Below are 23,077 nucleotides of genomic sequence, written 5' to 3'. Positions count from 1 at the left end.
GTCATATTCGAATTCTAGGTATAGATCCGGGATTGCGTACCACAGGATTTGGTGTCATTGACTGGTGCGCGCATCAATTAACGTATGTCGGTAGCGGGTGCGTAAGGACTCACGAAGGCACTTTGCCGGCTCGTCTTAAGTTAATAATGGATAATCTGCGAGAGATTATTTCACAATACCGGCCCGATCAGGTTGCTGTTGAACAAGTGTTTGTCAATGTCAATCCCAAGTCGACGTTATTATTGGGACAGGCCAGGGGGGCAGCAATCTGTGCGGCGGTGCTACATAACCTTGATGTGTCTGAATATACTGCACTGCAGATTAAACAGGCAGTTGTTGGAAACGGACATGCGCACAAAGACCAGGTGCAGTCCATGGTAATACAGTTGCTTAGTCTCACAGGTATTCCCGGAAAAGATGCTGCCGATGCGCTGGCTTGCGCAATTTGCCACGCGCATGGAGGTGCAGGGTTGGGTAAGCTTTCATCGGGCTTGCGTATGAAAAGAGGAAGACTGGTTTGATCGGTAGACTACAGGGTATTCTTCTGACAAAGCAGCCGCCACGAATCGTACTGGATGTCGCGGGTGTCGGTTATGAAGTTGATGTACCGATGAACACTTTTTTTGATCTTCCGGCGGTGGGTGAGCAGGTGACACTGTATACGCATCTTATGGTTCGGGATGATGCGCATTTATTATTCGGTTTTGCAACCGAGAAAGAGCGAGAAGCTTTTCGTCAGCTTGTCAAAATATCAGGAGTCGGTGCAAGAACTGCATTGGCATTACTATCCGGTATGACCGTCACTGATTTGCACCATGCTGTCGAATCGGATGATAGCGCAAGGCTGGTAAAAATACCCGGAATCGGAAAAAAAACAGCGGAACGGCTTTTGCTGGAATTGCGAGGGAAACTGATTGCCGCTGCTGACGACCTGACTCTCGCAGTTGGAACCGCTGACCAAACTCTTGACGTTATGAACGCGCTGCTGTCTCTGGGTTATAATGAACGCGAAGTTGACTGGGCCATTAAGCAGATACCACCGGATGCGACTGTGACTGAGGGTATTCGCCGTGCTTTGCAGCAATTGTCAAAAGATAAATAAATTCCGGCGTTATGATTGAAACGGACCGACTGATCAAAGCTACTACATCTTCAGCTCAAGAAGAAGTTCTGGAGCGCGCATTGCGTCCGAAAATGCTTGAGGATTACGTCGGTCAGGAAAAAATCCGCGGTCAATTGAGTATTTTCATCGAGGCTGCACGCCGACGCCGGGAAGCGTTGGATCATGTTTTGCTGTTTGGCCCGCCGGGACTCGGCAAGACCACGCTGGCGCATATCATCGCCAGAGAAATGACCGTCAATTTACGTCATACATCAGGCCCCGTGCTGGAGCGTCCCGGTGACCTGGCTGCTTTGCTGACAAACCTGGAGCCGAATGACGTGTTGTTTATCGATGAAATACACCGTTTATCGCCAATGGTTGAAGAAATTCTGTATCCGGCGCTGGAAGATTATCAGCTGGATATTATGATCGGTGAAGGCCCGGCAGCACGATCTGTCAAACTGGATTTGCCGCCGTTTACACTAGTCGGCGCAACTACACGTGCCGGTATGCTGACGAACCCGCTGCGCGATCGCTTCGGTATTGTTTCGCGGCTGGAATTTTATACAGCGAATGAATTGAGTAAAATTGTGGAACGATCGGCCGGGTTGATAAATGTAGAGATGACGCCGGATGGTGCTTTGGAAATTGCGCGCCGTTCACGGGGCACGCCGCGTATTGCAAATCGCCTGTTGCGCCGTGTGCGTGACTACGCAGAAGTCAAATCCAATGGTCAGGTGACGAAACAAATTGCTGATGCTGCCCTGAGTATGCTGGATGTCGATTCGACTGGTCTGGATATCATGGATAGAAAGCTGCTATTGTCTGTTTTGGAGAAATTTGAAGGTGGGCCGGTCGGTGTTGATAATCTTGCCGCTGCTATCGGAGAAGAACGTGACACCATTGAAGATGTTCTGGAGCCGTATTTGATTCAGCAAGGATTTCTTAAACGTACACCACGGGGCCGTATGGCGACAATCATCGCTTACCGTCATTTTGGGCTGCCATTGCCCAGAAGCGGCATACAGGGAGAGTTATGGGAAGAATGAAAGCCGTTCATTACTCGATTTAATCATTTTAATTGTTTTCAATTATGCAACAAGCTCATACATTGCGTTTTATTATTGCCATTCTGCTGACTGTAGTGATTATGCTGTATTTTTATACGGACCGCGAAAAAAGACAATACAGCCAATCGGCAGAGCCTGCCGTAGCAAAAATCCTGGCGGAAATCTCCACCTGGGAAAAGGAGCCTTTGCTCAGGCACCTTGCGCCGGAAGCAAAACAGACCATCACAGACGAGCAACTGGATCAATTGCTTGATCACTATCGCAGTTTTGGCAGATTTTATTCCATTGATGAACTGGATTTTTCACGCATATCGAGTGTATTTTCCTTGTTTGGTGAAAAGCGGCTTAATTACTCCGGTGTGGCGGCGTATTCGAGCGGTCCGATTAACATCAACATAACTCTGGTTGAACGAGGCGGTTATTATCTTGTTTATAATTTTACTTTGAGCAGAGCAACATAGCAGAAATGGGCCCTAATTCTTGGCAGGTGGTTTAGATTAAGGTATTTCTCCTCATATTTTAACCATTACTTTCAACATCGACGAAGAACGATAAGATAACAGAAATAACCTTATAATCAGATGGTTGTTTAAAAAATTGCTCTCGCAGTTGTGCCGCTCCCAATTCGACGCATTGCCCCTTTATCAATGTATTCAGTTACTACTGAATATTTTTCCATGCGTCATTGGTGCAAATATGTCTGTAGTAAGAGCAGGTCGGTTCCAGCACCGCAGACTATTTTTCCAGTAAACAAATGATCATGTTTGTTATAGATTACCTATACTGATTAGGCAATCATGTCAGATGATGTTGCAACGGCAGGATGGTCAGGCATGTTCAACGTAATCCAGTAAGTGAATTCACCTTTGTTGTTTGGCAACCAGACTATAACCGGTGTGAAAGCGTTGCAGACTGCCTAAAATAACTCTATGTGATTACCACCGATTCAAAAAGGGTAAAAGTTTTCGTGTTCTTATTGAATCAAGGCTGTTTCCCATCGGTGTGATGTGTTCATCGGAAATCTTAACTGGTCCACAGTCATTTAAAATTTAAATCTTATGTATTGTCATCGGCTATGTCTTGCACTGATTGTTCAAGTACATTATTCAATACAATGCTTGTAAATTGAAACGTCACCCATGAAGAAGAAAAAGAAAACAACGAAAAGAGTTGTTAAAGGAAGAACAGCAGGATATACAAAGACACTCAGGTGCTGGCTCTGGCGGTTGTCTCTGCTGTTGATTTACATGTTGTTTTTGTATCAACTTTGGTTGATGAGTCATGTGCTTTACTGGAAACACAATAATCCGCCGAGTAGTGCGTTTATGGAATCCCAACTGAAAATTTTGCGTGAGGAAAACCCAGTTGCATCGCTGCATCATACATGGATGCCTTATAGGAAAATTTCTTATGAAATGAAACGGGCAATTATTGTAGCTGAGGACAGTAAGTTTCTTCAGCATCAAGGTTTTGACTATGATTCAATTCGGAATGCGTTGAAGAAGAATTTATCACAAGGTGAAATAACGGTTGGCGGTTCGACTATCAGCCAGCAGCTGGCTAAAAATCTTTTTCTTTCCGAGCAGAAATCCATATGGCGGAAACTTCAAGAAGCCATTATTACAGTAATGCTTGAGACCGTAATGTCCAAGCAGCGTATTCTGGAGATTTATCTGAATATGATTGAGTGGGGTAACGGCGTTTTTGGCGTAGAGGCGGCGGCACAGCATTATTTTGGTCGATCGTCAGCATCTTTAACAAAACAGCAGGCAACATATCTGGCGGCTATGGTGACCAATCCACGTTTTTATGACAAGAATCAAAACTCTCCACATTTATTGAGAAAGCGAGATATTCTGCTCGATCGGTTGCATTCGGCAAAGATACCCTGAAGATTCAATTGAATAGAATTCAATCATGCAGGCATTGTTTTGCCTGTTTATTACGTTTGTCAGTCTTGCTTCAAACCGTTTATGCTATTGCAAGAATAACGACTAACGAAGTGCTCTTTGTTTCGTTGAAACCTGTTTTTCTGTTTGCTTGCGATAATTACGAGAATACACAAGGATTGACCTGCTATGACTGAAGAAAATAATAACGAGGAAAACGAGAAACTGCATACTCAGTTACAGCGTGTTATTTCACTGCTAAATAAATACAAGTTGTTGCAGGGTTTTGTCGATTTGCAGAGTGAAACAGGTAATGCTCTTGCTGAATCGGCCATCCAGAAAGAAAATCTGGAAGAGTTGCAGCGACTGGTGGACAAACTTCATCCGGCGGATATAGCAGACCTTCTGGAATCTTTACCGCTGGAGGACAGGTTACTGGTCTGGGGACTGGTCAGGCCGGAATATGATGGTGACGTATTGCTAGAAGCCTCCGACGCCGTGCGGGAAACATTGATTACGGATATGGGAGCGCATGAATTGGTTGCAGCTGCTGAGCAATTGGATGCAGACGAGATCGCGGACCTTGCGCCTGATTTGCCTCAGGATGTGATGGAGGATGTATTTCGGTCGCTTCCGATTGCTGAACGAGAACAGTTGCGTGCAGCCATGTCATATCCGGAAGATGCAGTGGGTGCGTTGATGGACTTTGATGTGATTACGGTCCGTGAAAATGTGCGTCTCGAGGTTGTATTGCGCTATTTGCGCCGTCTTGAAGAACTGCCTGACCATACGGATCAACTTTTTGTTGTTGACAGAAATGAACATTTGAAAGGGGTGTTGTTGATCAACAAGATATTGGTTAGCGACCCAGAAATGCTGGTTGCTGATGTTATGACCAAAGAAATGATCACGCTGCATCCGGACGATAAGGCGCAAGATGCCGCGCACGCATTTGAGCGTTATGATCTAGTTTCTGCGTCTATCATCGACCATGATAAAAAGTTGCTGGGCCGAGTAACCGTAAATACGGTAATTGATTTTATACAGGAAAAAGCTGAATATGACGCGTTGAATCTTGCTGGGTTACGAGAGGAAGAAGATCTTTTTGCGCCGGTGCTGCGAAGTGTAAGAAACCGCTGGGTATGGCTTGCGATCAATCTGGTTACTGCATTTGTCGCATCACGTGTGATTGGCTTGTTTGAAGATTCTATAGAAAAGCTGGTTGCGCTTGCGGCGCTCATGCCGATTATTGCCGGTATAGGCGGTAATTCCGGTAACCAGACAATTACCATGATTGTTCGTGCGCTTGCGTTGGAGCAAATTAAGGCGGGCAGTACCTGGAAACTGATTGGAAAGGAAATTGGTGTCAGTGTCGTCAATGGCCTCATCTGGGGCGCTGTGGTTGGTCTGTTTACATTTGCAATTTATCAGAACGTAGAACTGGGTCTTGTCATGATGTTGGCGATGTTGCTGAATCTGCTTCTTGCTGCATTGCTCGGTGTGTTGATTCCGCTAACATTAAGGAAGTTTGGTCGCGATCCGGCATTGGGTTCCAGCGTAATGATTACTGCGGTTACCGATAGTGGTGGTTTTTTCATTTTTTTAAGCCTTGCAACCCTGTTCTTGATATAAGCATGTTAATGTAATTAAGCCAAACGACGTAACAGAATAATACAGGTGTTTGAGAATAACAAAAAAATACAATGACCATATTTCAAGATATCACTTTGAATTTTTTGCCTCTTGACGAGTGTAACTTGTCTCTTTAACATAAGGCTGGGAAATAGCTTTCCAGGCTGTTTTCGGGTTTTTCGTTAACCATTTAAAGGGCTTATTATGTCAAAGTTCAAGAAAACTATATTTTGCGGTATTGCTCCACTGTTAATGGCCGGTATGTTGAGTGTTACAACACAAGCTGTTGCATCTGGAGAGCGGTTGTACGGTCGATTCACACAAGATAACGAATTGTATACACCTAGAAATTATCGTGAGTGGGTCTTCATTGGTTCAAGTGTTACACCAAATGATATGAATGATGGCGCCGCTGCATTTCCAGAATTTCATAATGTTTATATAGATCCGGGCAGCTTCGAATATTGGAAGAAAACCGGTGAGTTTCGTAACAATACTGTAATAGTGAAAGAACTTGTCAGCATTCGAGGAAAAGAATCTCCGAGTGGAAATGGTTATTTCCCAGGTGAATTTAATGGCATTGCGGCTATGGTCAAAAGTGAGAAACGATATCCCGATCGCCCGGGGAACTGGGCTTATTTTGGATTTCCTGAGGGTGCAAGACATGGCGCGATTCAGGAAGATTCGGCATGCTCAGCATGTCATCAAGAACATGCGGAGCAAGATCAGGTATACACTCAAGGCTATCCAGTATTACGTGCAGCCAAACCATAGAAACCCAAGCAATCTGGTTTGAAGTCAGTCATTTATAGACTGATACCTTCACTTTATCACGGACTTCCGGTCAATCGGCCAGAAGTCCGTTTTCATATGCTGTTCCAGAAATAATACGCTTAAAAGTTATTTTTCCATTCACGTAATGCGGTAAAGACGTCAAGCGGCTCCTGCAGCTTTTTTCCGGCATATAGACTGGCAGTTTTGATTATTTCAGGGCGAGTGCAGCGTAAAAACGGGTTGCATGCTTTTTCCATTGCTATGGTTGAAGGTAGTGTCGGTTTGTTGTTGCAGCGTAGCTGACTGGCATGTTGCTCCAGTTGCTGAAGATCGACGTTATCGGGTTCTGCAGTTCGGGCAAAACTGATATTGCTAAGCGTATATTCGTGAGTACAATAAACCAGTGTGTCATCAGGTAGGCCTGCCAGTTTTTGTAGCGAATGGTACATTTGCTGGGCGGTTCCTTCGAACAATCGACCGCAGCCACTGGCAAACAACGTGTCTCCACAGAATAGTATGTGTTTTTGATCTGGCCCGGGCGGAAGCCCAAAATAGGCAATATGTCCTCGCGTATGTCCAGGCACTTCTATAACCGAGAGCGAGAGAGATAACGACGGCAGACAAACTGTTTCTTCATCACGCAAAGGATGGGACACGGTTGAAATCGCTTCGTGCTCTGGGCCGTATACCGGCACATCTAACCGGTCTAGCAGCGCCTGGATGCCGCCAGTATGATCATTGTGATGATGTGTGATCAATATGGCATCAAGTTGCAGTTTTTTCGACTGCAGATAGTCAAGTACGGGATGTGCGTCTCCCGGATCAATAACTGCAGCAGACGCTGTGTTGTGAACTATCCAGATATAATTATCTCTGAATGCGGGTACGGGATAAATACGCAATGTCGTCATGTCAGTTTTTAATGATGTAGAATTTGAGTGAGTATCCTTATAGCTTAAATTAAAATATAAGCTCTGACTAATCTATATAAACCGTTTAAATTTATGGGCATGACTGCAATAACCGCTCGGCAATGGTTTGCTACACCCCTCGGACAGTATGTTGTCGAACATGAATTTCTATACTTTGATCAAGCAGTTGCAAATATTTTTGGTTATAACGCTATGCAGTTAGGCATGCCATACTGTGATTTTTTGAGAATGAACCGCATGCCGTTACGTTTCACAGCGGGTACTGAGTGCGATAACGCAATGAAAGCAACCTGTGATCATCTGCCAATAGCCGGTGATACGATTGATCTGGTAATCGTACCCCATGTTCTTGAGTTTAATAAAAATCCGCATCAAATTCTACGGGAGGTTTATCGTGTGCTGATTCCCGAAGGTCATGTCGTTATTTCCGGCTTTAACCCACTTAGTTTATGGGGTGTACACAATTTTTTTGTGTCAGAGCAAGAAGAGTTTCCATGGAATGGAGATTTTATTGCGTTACCAAGGTTGAAGGACTGGTTAAAACTTTTCAATTTTGAGATGAAAGGCGGAAAATTGTGTTGTTATACACCGCCCTTCAGACAGGATAACTGGCGTCAGCGATTCAGGTTTATGGAAGATGCAGGTGATCGCTGGTGGCCTATTTCAGGTGGCGTATATTTTTTGCACGCGGTTAAGCATAAATATGGCATGCGTGTAATCAAACCCAGCTGGAAAAGCAGTTTGGCCGGAAAAAAGAAGATCGCTGCTGCTACGCAGCGCACTAAGCAAAGGAATTCATAGCCGATCTGTAAATTAAACATAAGGTGACGAATTTGTGGCTACTGTTGTACAGATCTAACAATAATGAAAGAAGATAGGGTAGTTAAAATATTCACTGATGGTGCCTGTAAAGGAAATCCGGGTATCGGCGGGTGGGGTGCTGTTTTGAGATATGGCGCGCACGAGCAGGAGATATTTGGAGGGGAAAAACACACAACCAATAACCGAATGGAGCTGCTTGCTGCAATTCGAGCGCTGGAATTGTTGAAACGATCCTGCAAGGTGCGTTTATACACAGATTCACAGTATGTGCATAATGGTATCAGTCAATGGATGCAGGCCTGGAAAGCGCGAAAATGGAAAACAGCTGATAATAGACCGGTCAAAAATGAGGATTTGTGGAGACTATTGGATCAATTATCGCAGAAACATGATGTGGAATGGCTCTGGGTTCGTGGTCATGCTGGACATGAAGGTAACGAGCGTGCCGATGCGTTGGCAAATCGTGGTGTCGATAAAGTTATAGCCGAACAGTTTTCCTGATCATGCGACAAATTGTACTCGATACTGAAACTACTGGGCTGGAATACAAACTTGGGCATCGGGTCGTTGAAATTGCTGGAGTAGAGATCAGCAACCGGCAGCTAACCGGGAATCATTTTCATCATTATCTCAACCCAGGGCGCGACAGTGACGAGGGCGCGCTGCAAGTCCATGGTCTAACCCGTGCATTTCTCGAAGATAAGCCAAAATTTAAGGAAATTGCCAAAGATTTCCTGGATTTTATTTATGATGCAGAACTGGTAATACATAATGCACCCTTTGATGTGGGTTTTTTAAATCATGAGTTGGGTCTTGAGAGATTGTCTGCTATAGATGCGTATTGCGCGCGCATCACCGATACGCTCAAACTGGCGAAGGATCTGCATCCGGGCAAACGCAATAATCTTGATGCATTATGTGAACGTTATAAAATAGATAATTCGAAAAGAACGCTGCATGGAGCATTGCTAGATGCAGAATTGCTCGCCGAAGTTTATCTTGCGATGACTCGCGGCCAGGAAAGTCTGATGATGGATCTGGACAGTGATATGCAGACCGGCAGCCAACTTGAATATGATGTCAGCAATCTGAATCTGCGAATAGTAGTTGCGAACGCTCAGGAACTAGAGCTGCATAACCGTTTGCTGGAAGAAATTGCCAAAGAAAATGACAATCGATGTATATGGAAAAATATGGAGTGCTAAGTTTCTATTGAGTATCAATGATTATTTCCATTTGCCAGCGGCAACCAGTTTGTTTTTAAGGCCGGGTAATGGAAAATTTTGTTCGTATGCTTTTTTAGCGTGAAGCAGGGCCTTTTCATAGTTTCTCTTTTTTAAATAGAGTAATCCCAGGTTATAGTTAGTTGTGGGGTTGTCTGGTTCTATATCGTTGGCGATTTGTAATTGCTCCAGAGCCATGTCCAGTTTGTTTTGTTTGAGCAGGTGGTTGCTAAAAATCACGCGGACTACTGGATCTTTTGGCTTGAAACGGATTGCTCGGTCAAAATAGCATAAAACAGTATATCGGGTTCCTTCAGGTCTGGATATTTTGTCTCTTAAAGCAAGTCTGCTTAATGTGTGCAGCGCTTTGTGATGGTTAGGAAAGGCGCTTAGCGTATAGTTCAAATCTCCACCAATTGAGCTTGTCGTACCTGCGATCAGATTCTCAACATTACGATCAAAGTGATGTGTTTCGACAACCTTTAGTTCTTCTTTCTTTGTTGGGTCAGTGTAGTCAAATGGTCCAAATGTCGTATTGTCCACTTCACCGCAATATGGCCCGGCAAAAACCGGTCCTGTGATCATCACAAACAGAAGTGCTAAGATCCGAACAATTGGCTGATTGATGTATTTGATTGTATCCATAGGTGGTGAGTGCATATAATTGCCTGGATTGACCTGACTGAAAGTCTTTTGACTAGAACTAGATTAACTAGATCTTTCAGGATATCAGGATAAAAAGATAATGCAATCTTGCCATTAAAAGGAACAAACTGACAATAGTTAATGGGTAAAAAAGTAGTAATACGATTAAAGCGGTATCAAAATCTTATGAAGATTCCACCAAACCTGAGCAAGAGTTAATGGCATAGCTTTATCTGGTGCGAAGAATGTGACTGTTAAACCGTTTTTTTTTTGGAATGAGTTCAGGAATCAGAATGAAATGGATATTGATTCTGAAACGGTATCGGAACTGATCTTTGTTGTTTAAATATTTTAATTCGGGAAGCGGCTGGCCGGATATGAAGAATAAACAATATTGTTCAAAAGCCTGAAAAAGCGATGGAAAATGATAAGCAGTTAAACGAGGCATTTGCCGGTAAAAAAAAACCTTCATTTATTCATGCTGTGATTTGCTTCATAGGCGTGTTTTTAATGATTTCACTGGGGCTGTTTGTTTTCGAGGCTAGTTTGCACGCGATTATATTTCTTGCTTTGGTCTGGACAGCCATGCAAGCGGCCTGGCTTGGTCACTCTTTTCTTGCGATCAGGCAGATGATGAATCATGGCATTTATAAAGCGCTGCCGGCATTGTATATTTTTATGCTGATTGGCATGGTAATTGCCAGCTATATGCAAAGCGGTACGATTGCCAGTTTGTTGTTTTACGGACTTGATTTCCTCAATCCTGTAATTTTTTTGCCTGTTGGACTGATTTTATGCTGTCTGATGTCAGTGGCAACCGGTACATCGTGGGGTACCGTTGGTACACTGGGGGTGGTTCTGATGGGTATTGGAGACGCAATGGGTATTCCATTGCCGGTTGTCGCCGGTATGATTATCTCGGGCGCTACATTTGGCGATAAATTGTCGCCGATTTCAGACACAACGAACCTGGCCGCCATGAGTGCTGAAACAAGTCTTTACCGCCATATCTATTCTATGTTGTTTACCACGGTGCCTACGTTCATGATTGTGTTGTGTCTGTTTGTTTTTATTGGATTAAAGTATGCAGACGCACAACTCTACGATACGACAATTGAAACTGCTAACGAAACTGTCAGGTTGGCGTTAAACAATGCGTATATGCTAAATCCGGCGATTACGCTGTTGCCGTTATTGGTCATGTTTGTTATGAGCATCAAGCGGTACGCACCAGAGGTCAGTATGTCGATCAGTATTTTTATCGCCATGTTGATTGCAATTGTGTATCAGGGGAAAAGCGGTATCGATGTTCTGAACGCGCTCTGGTTAAATTCTGAAGGGTCAACCGGTATTGAAAATCTGGATGACTTGCTCGGACGCGGAGGCATTTATAGTATGGCATGGACACTGCTATTGTCGATTATGGCACTGGCATTGGGTGGCATTTTGCATCACGCCGGGTTTTTGCGGGTCATGCTGATAAACATTATTATGTTTATCAGACGCATCGGCACGCTGATCGCAACTACAATTGCGGCAGGGTTTGTCTGTAATCTTGCTTTGGGTGAAGCGTATATCTCGATTATCTTGAATAGCCAGTTATTCAAAGGGTTCTATGAAGAAAAAGACATCGATAAAGCGATATTGTCCCGTTCAGTAGAGGAAGGTGCGACGCTGACAGCGGCACTGGTTCCCTGGACAACTACTGGTACTTTTTATGCTGCTACCCTTGGTGTTACGACACTGGAGTATGCGCCGTATGCCTTGTTGAATCTGCTCAATCCATGCTTTGCCATTATCATGGCATATCTTGGCATCGGTTTGTTGAAGAACATGCGTAAAATTGTGTGAATAGAATGCGGTGTAACTTGAGAACCAGTGGTGGGACGATCATCGGTACCGCTTGTATGTTTGGTTTGTTTCAGTATATACTCCTGAACTGGCTGTTGTTTTATTAATCAGAAAAGAAATATAAATAATAATTACAGATAGTTTTTTGGATTAAATATATTATGGCTATCTTTCAAATATTCGATAATTATTAGGAGAAGCAATGAAATTTTCAGTTTTTTTAGCAGCGTTACTCGCACTTGTACTGTCCGGCTGCGGTGGTCTGTTTGATTCCGCAGATATGGGTGATCCCAATATGATAGATATGGATTGTGAATTTGGTATCGACGGCAATGGTAACTGCCTGGCTGAAGGTGCAGATCCACGTCCTTACGGTGGTAAAAGCAAACCAGGTCATTAATTCAGACTTTAATAGCCAATATCTGTCCTCACATAGTTGAGGTAAATAGAACCGCCTCCAATCAGGCGGTTTTTTTTCTGTAAAAAGTCAGCCGGTTGCTATGTCGTCGGTATCGTTATTCGTTGCATTGTATTTGTCATATAGGAAAGACAATGTTGATGGATCTGGACTTGTGCGATTGGTGAGGCGCTAAAACGATAGCGTGGTATGGTAATGAATTATGTCAGCGTTAATACATCCGAGAATTTGCTGTGTGCGATACTCTCAAGATACCTTCTGGCTCTTTGACTGACACCTGCGCCATGTAGAAGGTAGGATTGGGCGGCCTGGCTGGGTGAATATTGGCTCACTTTATACCCCTGCGTTTCCAACTCTTTAAACGATATTGATGTTACCGTGAGACGGCCTTTGCCTAATTTGATGATTTTATATTTACTGCCATTTCTGGTGACTATTATTGCCGTCTGGCGATGATGATTGACGACCACGGTTGGTTGCATAGTGTTTGACTAAGCAGTTTAAGATACGGTCTGCACTGATCTGAACATGTTTTGCATCATCTGTAATAAGAACCGATTGCGGTTGATATTCCAGGGTGTAAATCTCGGTAGCTGATAAATATCTGTACTTGTGGTTGCGGTTCCCCAGGCGGTTGATACAGCTGCATCAAAGCCGATTCTTTTAAGCATGTCAACATGTTCGGTTAAATAATCCCGACCAGGTTTGCCATTTGGATATGCGAAATAACGAACAGGCGCCTGTAGGATATTTTCTAATATGGTCTTGCCGTGTTCAATTTCGGCGTATGCTGCAGAAGTTTCCAGACGCGTCAGAATCGGATGGGTAACGGTATGTCCGCCGATCTCCATACCGGCGCCATGTAGCTGTCTGATCTGATCAGGATTCATCATAACATTTCCTGGCAGTGTTTCGGGTATTAAATTGCATAATCGATCTAATTGTTCAGATCTCTCTGCATACGGCATGTACTTGAACGTTTCAATCAGTGTTAATACAGTTTGCCGGCGTTGCTCCAGTGTGCCGATTTCGTACTCACCCAGTCCGATTTTATCTAAATTCAAAACAGAGCCAGATGCACGACGTAAGAGTTCAATGAGTTTGTCATTCCACATCATACTGCCGTCAATAAAACCGGCTGCAATAAAAAAAGTTGCAGCTACCTTGTATTTTTGAAGAATAGGCAAAGCAACTTCGACGTTATTTGCGTAGCCATCATCAAAAGTAATACAGGCCGCCCGGCTCGGGAGTGTCTTGTCCTGCAATCTTTGAATGGCCTCATGTAACGGAAGTACATTGAAATGACGGGATAAATGACAAATTTGTGTTTCAAAGCTATGTGCATCTTCCTGGCCAGGAAACAGTTCATCGGGTTTCAGTGGAACCCGGTGATAGAGGACAATGGATAACCGCGCACGACTTCCTGCTGGAGAAAGCAACGAGGCGAACGTATTGACAAAGGTCGTTTCCATTTGGGCTAAAAAACTAGGCACTGTGTATATCCTGCTGGCGCTGTCCGCTTATGATAAACGAATGGCTGAGTAATTGTCCCAAGAAAGGGAAATAGTTAAAAAACCATCTGGCAACACGCGTTTCAATGATCCACTGATAACGGTACCAGCGGGCCGGTAATATGGGTAACCAATGTAATTGGACATTAACTAAACTGTTTTTTTTCATTAAATGACGCAGATTTTCCACTGATTCATAGCGTAAATGCATCGGTTTATTTTGAATCCGGCGGCTAATTTGTTCCCAAATATGGGGAAGACACCGGCTATTGAGAGCATCTATACAGATGTATCCGCCGGGTTTGACCGCATGGGACAGACTGCTAACTGCATGGTTTGAATCATTCAGAGCCTGTATTACACCAAAACAAATCGCACCATCGAAATAACCCGGTTTTAGCGGTATTTTATTGATATCCGCTACGCACCATACAATTGACGATTCTCCTTTTAGTCTGGCTTTCTGTAAAGATGGTAAGGAATAATCCAAACCAACAACTTCTCCGCCCTGTTGTACGATAAATCTGGAATAAGTACCGGCTCCACAGCCGGCATCAAGCCATTTTTTTTTATTCGTAAAATGACTGTTACTGTGCCATATTTCCTTGAATTTGCGCAGACGTGCATCCAGACCTGTAGGTGACCATCCGGCAATACCTGCATCATCCTCTGCCTGCTCGGCAAAATTTTCAAATCTTTTTCGCCATAGCTTTTCAAATGAGCGTGGTTTGTTCACATCTAATTTGTTTAGTGAGATTGATGTTTAATGTTGTCCAGCCAGTGATTGATAAATAGCCTGGTAAGGTGCGACACAGATTGCCCAATTGCGTTGGTGTCGCACTTTTTCGATCCCGTTCTTGATCAATGTGGCAAAGTCTGATTGAAAATAAGCGGTTCTTAACAGTGTAATCAGATTGTCCAAATCGCCGGCCTTGAATAATAAACCATCTTCATGGTCAATAATCAATTCCTGATGACCGCCAACATCAGAAGCAATGCATGGTTTTCCCATTGCCATGGCTTCCAATGGTTTCAATGGTGTAACCAGATCAGTCAACCGCATGGGCAGTCTGGGATAAATGAGTAAATCGATTATGCTGTAATATTTCATAACCTCATCATGATTGACTCTGCCTGTAAAAGAAACGCGGTCAGAAATGTCAAGCCGGGAAACCATTGTTTTTAATGCGGACTCAGCCTGGCCACCGCCTACCAGTAGAACGTGGAAATCCGGACATTCATCTTTTAAGACAGCAACTGCTTGTATCAGTAACTCCAGTCCTTCGTATTCATAGAATGAACCGATAAACCCAAGTACTTTTTTGTTGCCCAGGTTTAACTGACGGCACAGAAGCGAATCTTTTTCCTGAATAGGATAAAATTTCTCTGTATTGACGGCGTTGGGTATGACCGTAATCTTTTCAGGGGAGACGCCGCGTACCTGAATGTCTTTTTTGAGGCCTTGACAGATAGTAGTGATATGGTTTGCACGTTTGAGTACATAAGTTTCAAGTGTTCTGGATAATTTATAGCGCAAATCATTTTCCTGGCATGTGCCATGACTGACTGCGGCATCTTCCCATGATGCGCGCATTTCGTATAGTACGGGAATATTATATTTCTTTCCGATGTGTAAAGCAGCCAGGCCATTAAGGCAAGGAGAGTGAGCATGGATGACATCGGGTTGCTCAATAGGTAAGACCAACTCAATCCGTTTTATTAATGTCAGTACAACATCAAGCTGATTGAGCAACGGCAGCCTGTTTAGAAATGAAGGATAAGTCCGATAAAATGACAATCCGTCGACAGTTTCGATCGCATCAATACATCGACTGTTTTCAGAATGTTTGCTGCCGGTGACTAACGCCGTTTGTATACCCATCTGGTGCTGAATTGACAAAATTGCACGGGTGCGAAAGGTATAACCGCTGTGCAGGGGCAAAGAATGATCAAGCACGTGCAGTACTTTGATTTCTTTATCCATGGCTTGTGCGATTATTGAGCATTCGGACTAGAATAATTAAGAAAAGAATGCCTGATATAACGTTGAAGAAAATAATAAAGATGACGGTGTGTTTAAGTGATAACAACTCTTTTTGCTGTTGAGCGCTGTTGGGGTCAGGATATAACCGGATCTCCTGATTAATGCCCAATATTATACCTGTTATCTGTTCGGCCATTCTGGAAAAGGATCCCGTTATCTGAATAAGTGGATTGGAATCATAACTGAACACATCATTTGCCCATATCAGGAATAACTGGGGCATGCCGCGCTGATAATAATCCAGTGCAACCGAATCATTCTGAAAGCCGAATTGTATTTGATTAATTTTCTGGATGATCAACTGGGGTCGGTCAGTGTTGAGTAGCTGCCGAAACTCTAAAACAGAAAGCGGTTCTCCATGACGATTGGTGACATAAAAAGCGTTATAGGTGTCAATAAAGACCCACTTGTCAAGTTTCTGGTCATAAATCTCATTAAAGGCATGTCCGTTTCCGTTATAACGATCGAAGGACATTCCCCATTCCCTGACAGGAATACCGAGTGTATGCGCGATACCATTAAAAACCTGGGTGTAGTCCGAACACCACCCAGTACCTTCATCCTGCAATTTCTTTAAAGCATCCTCTGTATTGGACTGGATCGGCCCACCGTAGCGCTCACGCTCAAGGATTTTTTGTGCAGCAAGCAGGAACTTATCCATTTCGGACATGGTTCGGCTTGTGGACAGAGAGTCAACAAATTCTTGAAAATATGGCGGCGGAGTATGAGTTTCATTCTTGAAATCTGCCGGAAAAGCCGACGGCCCCCAGTTAAAATCTTCGAGTTGACCAGGTTGGTGCACGAGGGAATTACGTATTCGTGCTGCTTCTTCCGAGGGGGTTGCTATAGTGAATAAATAGACGCAACTGGTTGCTATGCCCAGAATCAACAAACCCAACTGCAGAAAATACCGTCTTTTGATCATTTCCAGCACATTCCTATATAGGTTGCACGAAGTTTATCCCTTTCCTTCATATTGACTAAGTCTAAGATAATTTGTTCTTTACGGGAAGATTCAATTAGTGTTGTTGTCAGATGTGGATCCGAAATGCCGACCACTATGATTTCACTTGTGGAAAGCAGGTTTTCATAGTCTGTTGTCATCAATGATCCGATATGCGGAATGCTGGTCTCGATAAAATATTTATTTGCACCAATTAATTTCGAAATATTGACCTCAGGATCATAAATTTTCAGCGAAAAACCCTTTCCAATCAGTTTTTCGGCTAAATCCACAAGCGGACTTTCGCGCAGATCATCTGTTCCGGATTTAAAGCTGAGCCCTACAAAACCGATTTTTTTTAATCCGGTTTGTGTGATTTTCTGTAAAGCACAATCCAGATGTGCTCGATTGGAAGGCAATACACCTCTGAGCATGGGGATGTCGACATCGTTCTGTTTGGCAATGTAATTAATTGCTCTTAGATCTTTGGGAAGACAACTGCCGCCAAACGAGAAACCGGGTTTCATGTAGGCGCTGGAGATGTTCAACTGTTTATCTTTGCAGATCAGGTTCATAACCGCGTGCGGGTCGACCTGTATCGATTCGCACAGACGAGCAACTTCATTGGCAAAGGTGATTTTGAGTGCATGAAAGATATTGCAGAAATATTTCATCGTTTCTGCTGTGGCTATGTCTGTGTAAATGATCTCGGCCGGCAGTCCTGAGAATAATTTGTCAAAAACTGCTTTCGGTTTGTCAGAAGAGAGACCGACTACCGTAAATGGCGGCTTATAGTAGTCCTTGATGGATGATCCCTCACGCAAAAACTCGGGTTGAAAGCATACGTCAAAATCAATGCCGTTTGATTTGCCTGAAAACTTTTCCAGTAGTGGTATTAATATGTTGATGACTGTGCCTGGAAGAAGGGTCGAGCGAAAAACGATGATATGATGATCGGTTTTTGATTTTAGCGCTTCACCTAATTGTTCGGTTAATCGCAATACTGCTGTTTGATCCTGGTTGCCATTTGATTGAGACGGTGTCCCAACACATACAAAAGACAACTGGGTCTGCGATACAGCATCCTGAGTCGATTCGGAAAGCTTTACCCGACCTGAGGCCACGACCTCCTGAACGAGCTCCGGCATGCCGGTTTCAATGACTGGGGATTTTCCCGATTGGATCAGCTCCAGCTTGGTTTTGTCTATATCCACCCCTGTGACATTGTGACCTTCTTTAGCAAGACAGGCTAGAGATACTGCACCAACATAACCCAAACCAAATACGCTGATATCCATTCCAACTCCTAATTTTTTGAATTCAAATTCCGGAAGCTTTGCAACTAGATTGTTGCCAGTTTGTTTTACTGTAAATTTATTATATGGATCGCTATTTACTGTTTACGCAATTCAAAATAAGCGATTCCATTTTTTTCATACTTTTTTGCCAGGCATGATTGGTCAGCATTCGTTCCCGGCCAGCCTTGGCATACTTTTCTCTTAACGGCGCTGATTCCATAAGATTGATCAGTTTTTGGGCATACTCTGCAGGCGTGTCTGCAGTTAAAAAATGTTCATCTGGTATTGCGTCAATACCGCCTGCCGCCAGCTTGCTTGATACAACAGGGACACCCATTGCCATTGCCTCCAAGATTTTATTTTGTGTTCCTCGGGCGATATTCAGGGGTGCAACCATTGCTGCGGTTTTCAAGATATAAGGACGCACATCCTTAACGCTGCCGGTTACGACTACACCGTTTATTTTTTCTAAAAATTTTATTTTTTTGGGAGGTTCAGCACCTACAATATAGAGCTTTGTGTCCGGTATTTTTTCCTGGATTAGCGGCAAGGTCTGGTGACAGAACTCAAGCATGCATTGTTGGTTGGGGAAATAATCCATTCGGCCAATGAACGAAATGCTGTGCGGGTCGTATATGGAACCGTCAGGCTGAAAAAAATCGGCATCCACTCCGTTGGGAAACCAGTCGGTTTTTAAAGCGGTACCATAGCTGTTAAGCGTATCCAGTTCAGCTTTTGTTGTGCAGGTTGTCAAGTCAAACTTTCGTGCAAGGTTTTTTTCGGAAAATTTCATTTTTGTACCTTCCCACCAATAACCCAGGTTGAAAGGAAAAGGTTTGAAACTCCTGTAAGTCAGCCATTTTTGGGAGTCCATATCACCATAATCGAGTATTTTTGGAATTTGTCGGACATGTTCAACGTATTGGGCGACGGACGAGCAGTGTACAAAGATCAAATCGAAACTTTCTTCAGATAACCATGTATTGATTTGTTTTTTTAGCTTTCGACTAAAAAAATAGGCCAGTGAAGAGGGTGTTGGAGTTGGAAGATTTATAATCATTCGGCTCCACTGTACCGTGTCATTAACCAGGCCAATTGTGTATTGATGGCAGTAGTCCTTTATGCCAGAGCACTCATCGAATTCCTGTTGAGATCTTGCCAGCGATGCGACCCATACCTGGTGTCCCTGCTGAGACAGGTATTTGATCATATTGAATGGGCGGATCTTGCCGCCCCGCTTGGGTGGATATGGAAAGCGATGGCAAATGTATAAAATCTTCATTGGATCAATTGCTTTAATTCGTTTTCTAAAGCTTCTGGTCGGGTTTGGTCAAGCATCAATCTTGACCAGACTTCAAAATTCAACAAACCGATCAGAATGTCTGTGTGATCATGCCTTTGGTCGAGATGTTCTTTTATCAATGACTGCACCACTGCCGCGTTAAAAATTCCACGTGCGTTGATGACGTCGGGACTTAACAGTGTCTGCAATAACGGTAGCAATTCCTTTTTTATCCAGGCACCCATCGGTGCTCCAAAACCGCGCTTTTTACGATATAGAATATCTCTGGGAAGCAAGTCGGATAAACATGCTTTTAAAACATATTTAAGCTCTCCGCCTTTTATTTTGAGTTCGGGTGGCATGCTGCACGCTAGTTCGACCAGTTCATGATCCAGCAATGGTACTCTGCACTCCAGTGAGGTTGCCATAGTCATTTTGTCTGTCAGCATCAATAGATCGTCAGGCAACTGCGTTACCCGGTCGACTTCAAAGAGTTTGTGCAACGCAGGAATATCAGCGCAGTTATGAAAGGCATCTGAAACGATGTTGTTTGCATCCCAGTCAATCATGTCAGCCAGTAACTGGTTGCGTAACTGCTCGTCTGCGATTTCAATATAGGACTGATACCGTTTCTCAAAAGGCAACTCGGCTGTCAGCAAAAAACTCTTTGCAAGACGGCTGTAGTTTAGCCATTTTGAGTGGCGATCACTTGGCAGCAAGCGCGCCAGTGGCTGAATTACATTTTTTCGTGCCCATGACGGTATTTTTTGGTAATACTGATTATAATATTCTCCCTGGTATCGCCGATAACCGCCAAATAATTCATCGCCCCCTACGCCACTAAGAATAACCGTCACATCTTTTCTGGCGAATTCGGAAACCAGGAAGGTAGTGATAAACGCGGTGTCTGCAACCGGTTCATCCATGTGCCATAACAGCTTGGGCAATAAATGAACGATGTCGGGCTTAACGATGATTTCGTGGTGTTCTGTGCCGAATAAATCGGAAACCTGTCTGGCATAGGGAAGTTCGTTGTAAATTTGTGCCGGTCCATTCATGTCAAAACCAATGGCATAGGTTTTCACCGGCTGTGAAGTATGCTTTGCCATCAAACCGACAACCAGACTGGAATCGATACCACCGGAGAGAAACGCGCCTATCGGTACGTCACTGACCATTTGCGACGCGACAGACGCTTCCAATTGTTCGCGAATCGCGCTTTTCCATTGACTGACAGAGTAGGTGCGCTGGTTGTAATCTGGCCGCCAGTATTCATTTATTGTGAAACTGCCCTGAGTCGCCTTGATATATGAAGCGACCGGTAGTTTTTTTATCCCTTCAAAAATAGAATGTGGTGCCGGGACATAACCTAGTTGAAGATATAACCCGGTAGCAATAGTGTCCAGCTTTGGTGTCAACCCCCGAAACTGAAACAGCGCTTTTGCTTCCGTTGAGAACAAAAGGACATTGTCGTCCAGGTAATAATACACGGGTTTTATGCCAAGTCTGTCACGGGCAATTATCATAACTTTTTTATCTGCATCCCACAGCGCGAGTGCATACATGCCGTTTAAATGGTGCAGAAACGCTTCCCCGTATTGTTCGTAGAGATGAATTACAACTTCCGAGTCGGAATGCGTGGAGAAGCGATGCCCTTGATTGATTAGTTGTTCTCTAAGCGTTTGGAAATTATAAATTTCACCGTTACATACAGCTGCAATACGCTTGTTTTCGTTAAATAAGGGTTGGTGTCCGCCGGACAAGTCGATAATTGACAGGCGGCGCATGCCAATAGCAACGTGGTCGGTGACAAAGACACCCTCATCGTCAGGTCCGCGATGGGCTGTAACACGCCCCATACGATTCAGTAATGAGACATCAAGTTGAGTGTTGGTACGTAACGCAATGCCGCCGTAAATTCCACACATAGATATGGACTCAGAGTTGTATTATCGTAAGAAGAAAAAAGTTGAATGTTTGTTTATATTGTATCTATAACACCTGGATAAGTCTGTACACAGCTTAATGCAGGCTTTTACGCCAGAGGCAATAAATTTGGCTAGACGGGTGCTTCATGTTATTTCGTTGCGGGTACTGTTGTAGGTGCCGGGTCGTTTTTTTCATCTTCCAGGATTTTTAACGTCATAACCAAAATGGCCAGGTAGTGGTAAAAAAGATCGAAATAAGCCAGTCCCAAAAAAGCGCCTCCGACAGCATATCCAATAAATGAAACCTGCAGCATTGCGGCCAGATCAAGTGCCCATTTGTTTTGACCGGTATCCTTGCAGGTTCTAATGATTTTGTTCGCAGTCCGCCAATATTGAACAAACAACATCAAAAAAATAAACAAACCAACAAAACCATGTTCTGCCAGAATCTCGAAATATATACTATGATAATCGTGAAATGTGGCAATGCCCTGCTCTATCTGATGCGGAACATAGCGCTCATAATTTTCAACTGTATGACTTTCATAGCCGCCACCGGTGAAAGGTCGGTCAAGTGCCATGGCATATCCGAACTCCCACGCTTTCAAACGTGACATGGCTGATCCATCCTCTTCATAATTTTGTATGGTTGCCATACGATCGTGCCAGGATTGAGGCATAACCATGTAAAAAAACGGGGACAGCATCAGCAATGCAATAAAGATTACCATCTTGCGTGAGCTTTTAAGCCACAAGAAAGCTGAAACGGCAGAAATCGCCAGAAATGCACCGCGGGACTGTGTTCCGAGTATTCCGATTGCAATAAGGAACATAGATAGCACTAATCCATAACGTATCCATTTGTTTTGAGAATGTAAAAATAAATACCAGACCAGCGGCAGGATCATGACGAGAGCCAGGCCGATCTCAGTATTGCCAGCTATAAAGCCACCCCGCGGGCCCAGTACATGCGAACCGCCGCCTGTTGTCAAAGTAAAAATACCGCCTTTAAAGCCATAGAAACCGATAGATATAACGATGATCCAGACAAAAATGTGAATTTTTTCCCTGTCGACCAATGCAAACAGAGTCAAGAATATAACTAACTGTATTTTTATTATTTTTTCCCATTGAGACCATGCAACATCCGGGTACATGGCAAATAGAGTCGATATCAGCATCCAAATATTGAAAAATATCAGCCATCCCATTGTTGGCGACCAGAAAAATTTCAGTTTCTTTGATGATACAAAAAAAGAAATCAGGGTTACCAACCCGATAATCTGTGCAAATGGGAAATAGAATGCAAAGCTCCATCCTAATCGGTGAGGGTTCATATATCCGATCCATGACCAAAGATAGATTCCCCAGTGCGGCCTTTTCAATACATAGGGCAGCAATCCAAAAACGATCAGGAAAATCAATAAATCTCTCAATTACCGCCTCCTCTGGCAGCCCAGCCATCAGACGCCTGTGCTAAATGAATTATTACATTTGGTTGGTGCATGCTTGGTAAACTTGTATTTTTAATTGTTGCAGGCAGGGTCGTAAATTTTGTCAAGCATTCGGTCTAAATTATAATCAGGCAATATATACAAATGTGCTAAATGTGCTAAATGTGCTAAATGTGCTAAATGTGCTGGTTAGATTGTGAGCGAGTACGGCGTGAGTCTATACCTCTGAATAATATTGCTGACAAGACTCAGAAATCCG

Annotated in this window: 23 protein-coding genes; 12 read left to right on the top strand and 11 right to left on the bottom strand. The window is 43.6% G+C overall.

Annotation, left to right across the window (positions count from 1 at the left end):
- Positions 1–5 precede the first annotated feature (5 nt).
- The 7 genes from ruvC to BMX44_RS03480 all read left to right on the top strand — a co-directional run bounded on the left by ruvC (position 6) and on the right by BMX44_RS03480 (position 6,467).
- Complete coding sequence (ruvC, locus tag BMX44_RS03510; RefSeq protein WP_090628057.1) at positions 6–521, top strand: crossover junction endodeoxyribonuclease RuvC; 516 nt, start codon at positions 6–8, stop codon at positions 519–521.
- The gene (ruvA, locus tag BMX44_RS03505; protein WP_090628055.1) at positions 518–1,102 is read left to right on the top strand and encodes a Holliday junction branch migration protein RuvA; all 585 of its coding nucleotides are present in this window, start codon (positions 518–520) and stop codon (positions 1,100–1,102) included. The genes ruvC and ruvA overlap by 4 nt, the downstream gene beginning before the upstream one ends.
- An 11-nt stretch (positions 1,103–1,113) precedes the next feature.
- On the top strand, positions 1,114–2,151 hold the full coding sequence (ruvB, locus tag BMX44_RS03500) for a Holliday junction branch migration DNA helicase RuvB (protein ID WP_090628052.1): 1,038 nt from the start codon (positions 1,114–1,116) through the stop codon (positions 2,149–2,151).
- 44 nt (positions 2,152–2,195) lie between these two features.
- Positions 2,196–2,633, top strand: coding sequence for a hypothetical protein (locus tag BMX44_RS03495; RefSeq protein WP_090628186.1), 438 nt, complete (start codon positions 2,196–2,198; stop codon positions 2,631–2,633).
- Between the two features lie 678 nt (positions 2,634–3,311).
- Complete coding sequence (gene mtgA / locus BMX44_RS03490) at positions 3,312–4,064, top strand: monofunctional biosynthetic peptidoglycan transglycosylase (protein ID WP_090628050.1); 753 nt, start codon at positions 3,312–3,314, stop codon at positions 4,062–4,064.
- Between the two features lie 186 nt (positions 4,065–4,250).
- Entirely contained in the window at positions 4,251–5,693 is a 1,443-nt protein-coding gene (mgtE, locus tag BMX44_RS03485; RefSeq protein ID WP_090628047.1) for a magnesium transporter, read from the top strand.
- Between the two features lie 204 nt (positions 5,694–5,897).
- Complete coding sequence (locus BMX44_RS03480) at positions 5,898–6,467, top strand: cytochrome P460 family protein (RefSeq protein ID WP_090628045.1); 570 nt, start codon at positions 5,898–5,900, stop codon at positions 6,465–6,467.
- 119 nt (positions 6,468–6,586) lie between these two features.
- On the opposite strand, the gene gloB is transcribed toward BMX44_RS03480, so the two are convergent.
- Positions 6,587–7,378 (bottom strand): hydroxyacylglutathione hydrolase, encoded by a 792-nt coding sequence (gloB, locus tag BMX44_RS03475; protein WP_177167653.1) that lies wholly within the window; start codon positions 7,376–7,378, stop codon positions 6,587–6,589.
- Between the two features lie 99 nt (positions 7,379–7,477).
- Between gloB and BMX44_RS03470 the strand changes: the two genes are divergently transcribed.
- The 3 genes from BMX44_RS03470 (at position 7,478) to dnaQ (ending at position 9,426) form a co-directional block, all read left to right on the top strand.
- Positions 7,478–8,200 (top strand): class I SAM-dependent methyltransferase, encoded by a 723-nt coding sequence (locus BMX44_RS03470; RefSeq protein ID WP_090628181.1) that lies wholly within the window; start codon positions 7,478–7,480, stop codon positions 8,198–8,200.
- A gap of 63 nt (positions 8,201–8,263) precedes the next feature.
- Positions 8,264–8,722, top strand: a complete 459-nt coding sequence (gene rnhA, locus BMX44_RS03465) for a ribonuclease HI (protein ID WP_090628042.1) — start codon at positions 8,264–8,266, stop codon at positions 8,720–8,722.
- Between the two features lie 2 nt (positions 8,723–8,724).
- The gene (gene dnaQ, locus BMX44_RS03460) at positions 8,725–9,426 is read left to right on the top strand and encodes a DNA polymerase III subunit epsilon (RefSeq protein ID WP_090628039.1); all 702 of its coding nucleotides are present in this window, start codon (positions 8,725–8,727) and stop codon (positions 9,424–9,426) included.
- A gap of 21 nt (positions 9,427–9,447) precedes the next feature.
- Here the strand turns inward: dnaQ and BMX44_RS03455 are convergent, their stop codons facing one another.
- A complete protein-coding gene (locus BMX44_RS03455) occupies positions 9,448–10,104 on the bottom strand; it encodes a tetratricopeptide repeat protein (RefSeq protein ID WP_245738815.1) in 657 nt (218 codons plus the stop codon).
- 402 nt (positions 10,105–10,506) lie between these two features.
- On the opposite strand from BMX44_RS03455, the gene nhaC reads away from it, so the two are divergent.
- Positions 10,507–11,940: a Na+/H+ antiporter NhaC gene (nhaC, locus tag BMX44_RS03445; protein WP_090628032.1), complete on the top strand. Its 1,434-nt coding sequence runs from the start codon at positions 10,507–10,509 to the stop codon at positions 11,938–11,940.
- A 202-nt stretch (positions 11,941–12,142) separates the two neighbouring features.
- On the top strand, positions 12,143–12,340 hold the full coding sequence (locus BMX44_RS03440; protein WP_090628029.1) for a hypothetical protein: 198 nt from the start codon (positions 12,143–12,145) through the stop codon (positions 12,338–12,340).
- 218 nt (positions 12,341–12,558) lie between these two features.
- Here the strand turns inward: BMX44_RS03440 and BMX44_RS03435 are convergent, their stop codons facing one another.
- From BMX44_RS03435 to BMX44_RS03395, 9 genes are all read right to left on the bottom strand, one after another.
- Entirely contained in the window at positions 12,559–12,840 is a 282-nt protein-coding gene (locus BMX44_RS03435) for a hypothetical protein (protein WP_090628026.1), read from the bottom strand.
- A gap of 18 nt (positions 12,841–12,858) precedes the next feature.
- The gene (locus tag BMX44_RS03430) at positions 12,859–13,851 is read right to left on the bottom strand and encodes a polysaccharide deacetylase family protein (protein ID WP_245738814.1); all 993 of its coding nucleotides are present in this window, start codon (positions 13,849–13,851) and stop codon (positions 12,859–12,861) included.
- Positions 13,844–14,605: a class I SAM-dependent methyltransferase gene (locus BMX44_RS03425; protein WP_177167652.1), complete on the bottom strand. Its 762-nt coding sequence runs from the start codon at positions 14,603–14,605 to the stop codon at positions 13,844–13,846. The genes BMX44_RS03430 and BMX44_RS03425 overlap by 8 nt, the downstream gene beginning before the upstream one ends.
- Positions 14,606–14,632: 27 nt before the next feature.
- Positions 14,633–15,853: a TIGR04063 family PEP-CTERM/XrtA system glycosyltransferase gene (locus tag BMX44_RS03420; RefSeq protein WP_245738813.1), complete on the bottom strand. Its 1,221-nt coding sequence runs from the start codon at positions 15,851–15,853 to the stop codon at positions 14,633–14,635.
- Positions 15,846–16,838, bottom strand: coding sequence for a transglutaminase domain-containing protein (locus BMX44_RS03415; protein WP_143056876.1), 993 nt, complete (start codon positions 16,836–16,838; stop codon positions 15,846–15,848). Before BMX44_RS03415 ends, BMX44_RS03420 begins: the two co-directional genes overlap by 8 nt.
- Positions 16,835–18,154, bottom strand: coding sequence for a nucleotide sugar dehydrogenase (locus BMX44_RS03410; RefSeq protein ID WP_090628015.1), 1,320 nt, complete (start codon positions 18,152–18,154; stop codon positions 16,835–16,837). The genes BMX44_RS03415 and BMX44_RS03410 overlap by 4 nt, the downstream gene beginning before the upstream one ends.
- A 91-nt stretch (positions 18,155–18,245) precedes the next feature.
- Positions 18,246–19,436, bottom strand: coding sequence for a TIGR03087 family PEP-CTERM/XrtA system glycosyltransferase (locus tag BMX44_RS03405; RefSeq protein WP_090628012.1), 1,191 nt, complete (start codon positions 19,434–19,436; stop codon positions 18,246–18,248).
- Positions 19,433–21,364, bottom strand: a complete 1,932-nt coding sequence (asnB, locus tag BMX44_RS03400; protein ID WP_090628009.1) for an asparagine synthase (glutamine-hydrolyzing) — start codon at positions 21,362–21,364, stop codon at positions 19,433–19,435. Before asnB ends, BMX44_RS03405 begins: the two co-directional genes overlap by 4 nt.
- 149 nt (positions 21,365–21,513) lie before the next feature.
- On the bottom strand, positions 21,514–22,800 hold the full coding sequence (locus BMX44_RS03395; protein ID WP_090628006.1) for a putative O-glycosylation ligase, exosortase A system-associated: 1,287 nt from the start codon (positions 22,798–22,800) through the stop codon (positions 21,514–21,516).
- Positions 22,801–23,077: the final 277 nt, after the last annotated feature.

Origin of the sequence: Nitrosomonas marina (genome assembly GCF_900110145.1) — a bacterium.
In the GTDB taxonomy this organism is placed as follows: Bacteria; Pseudomonadota; Gammaproteobacteria; order Burkholderiales; family Nitrosomonadaceae; genus Nitrosomonas; species Nitrosomonas marina.
Note: the sequence above shows the minus strand (reverse complement) of the source record. Positions and strands in the feature narration are given on the sequence as shown.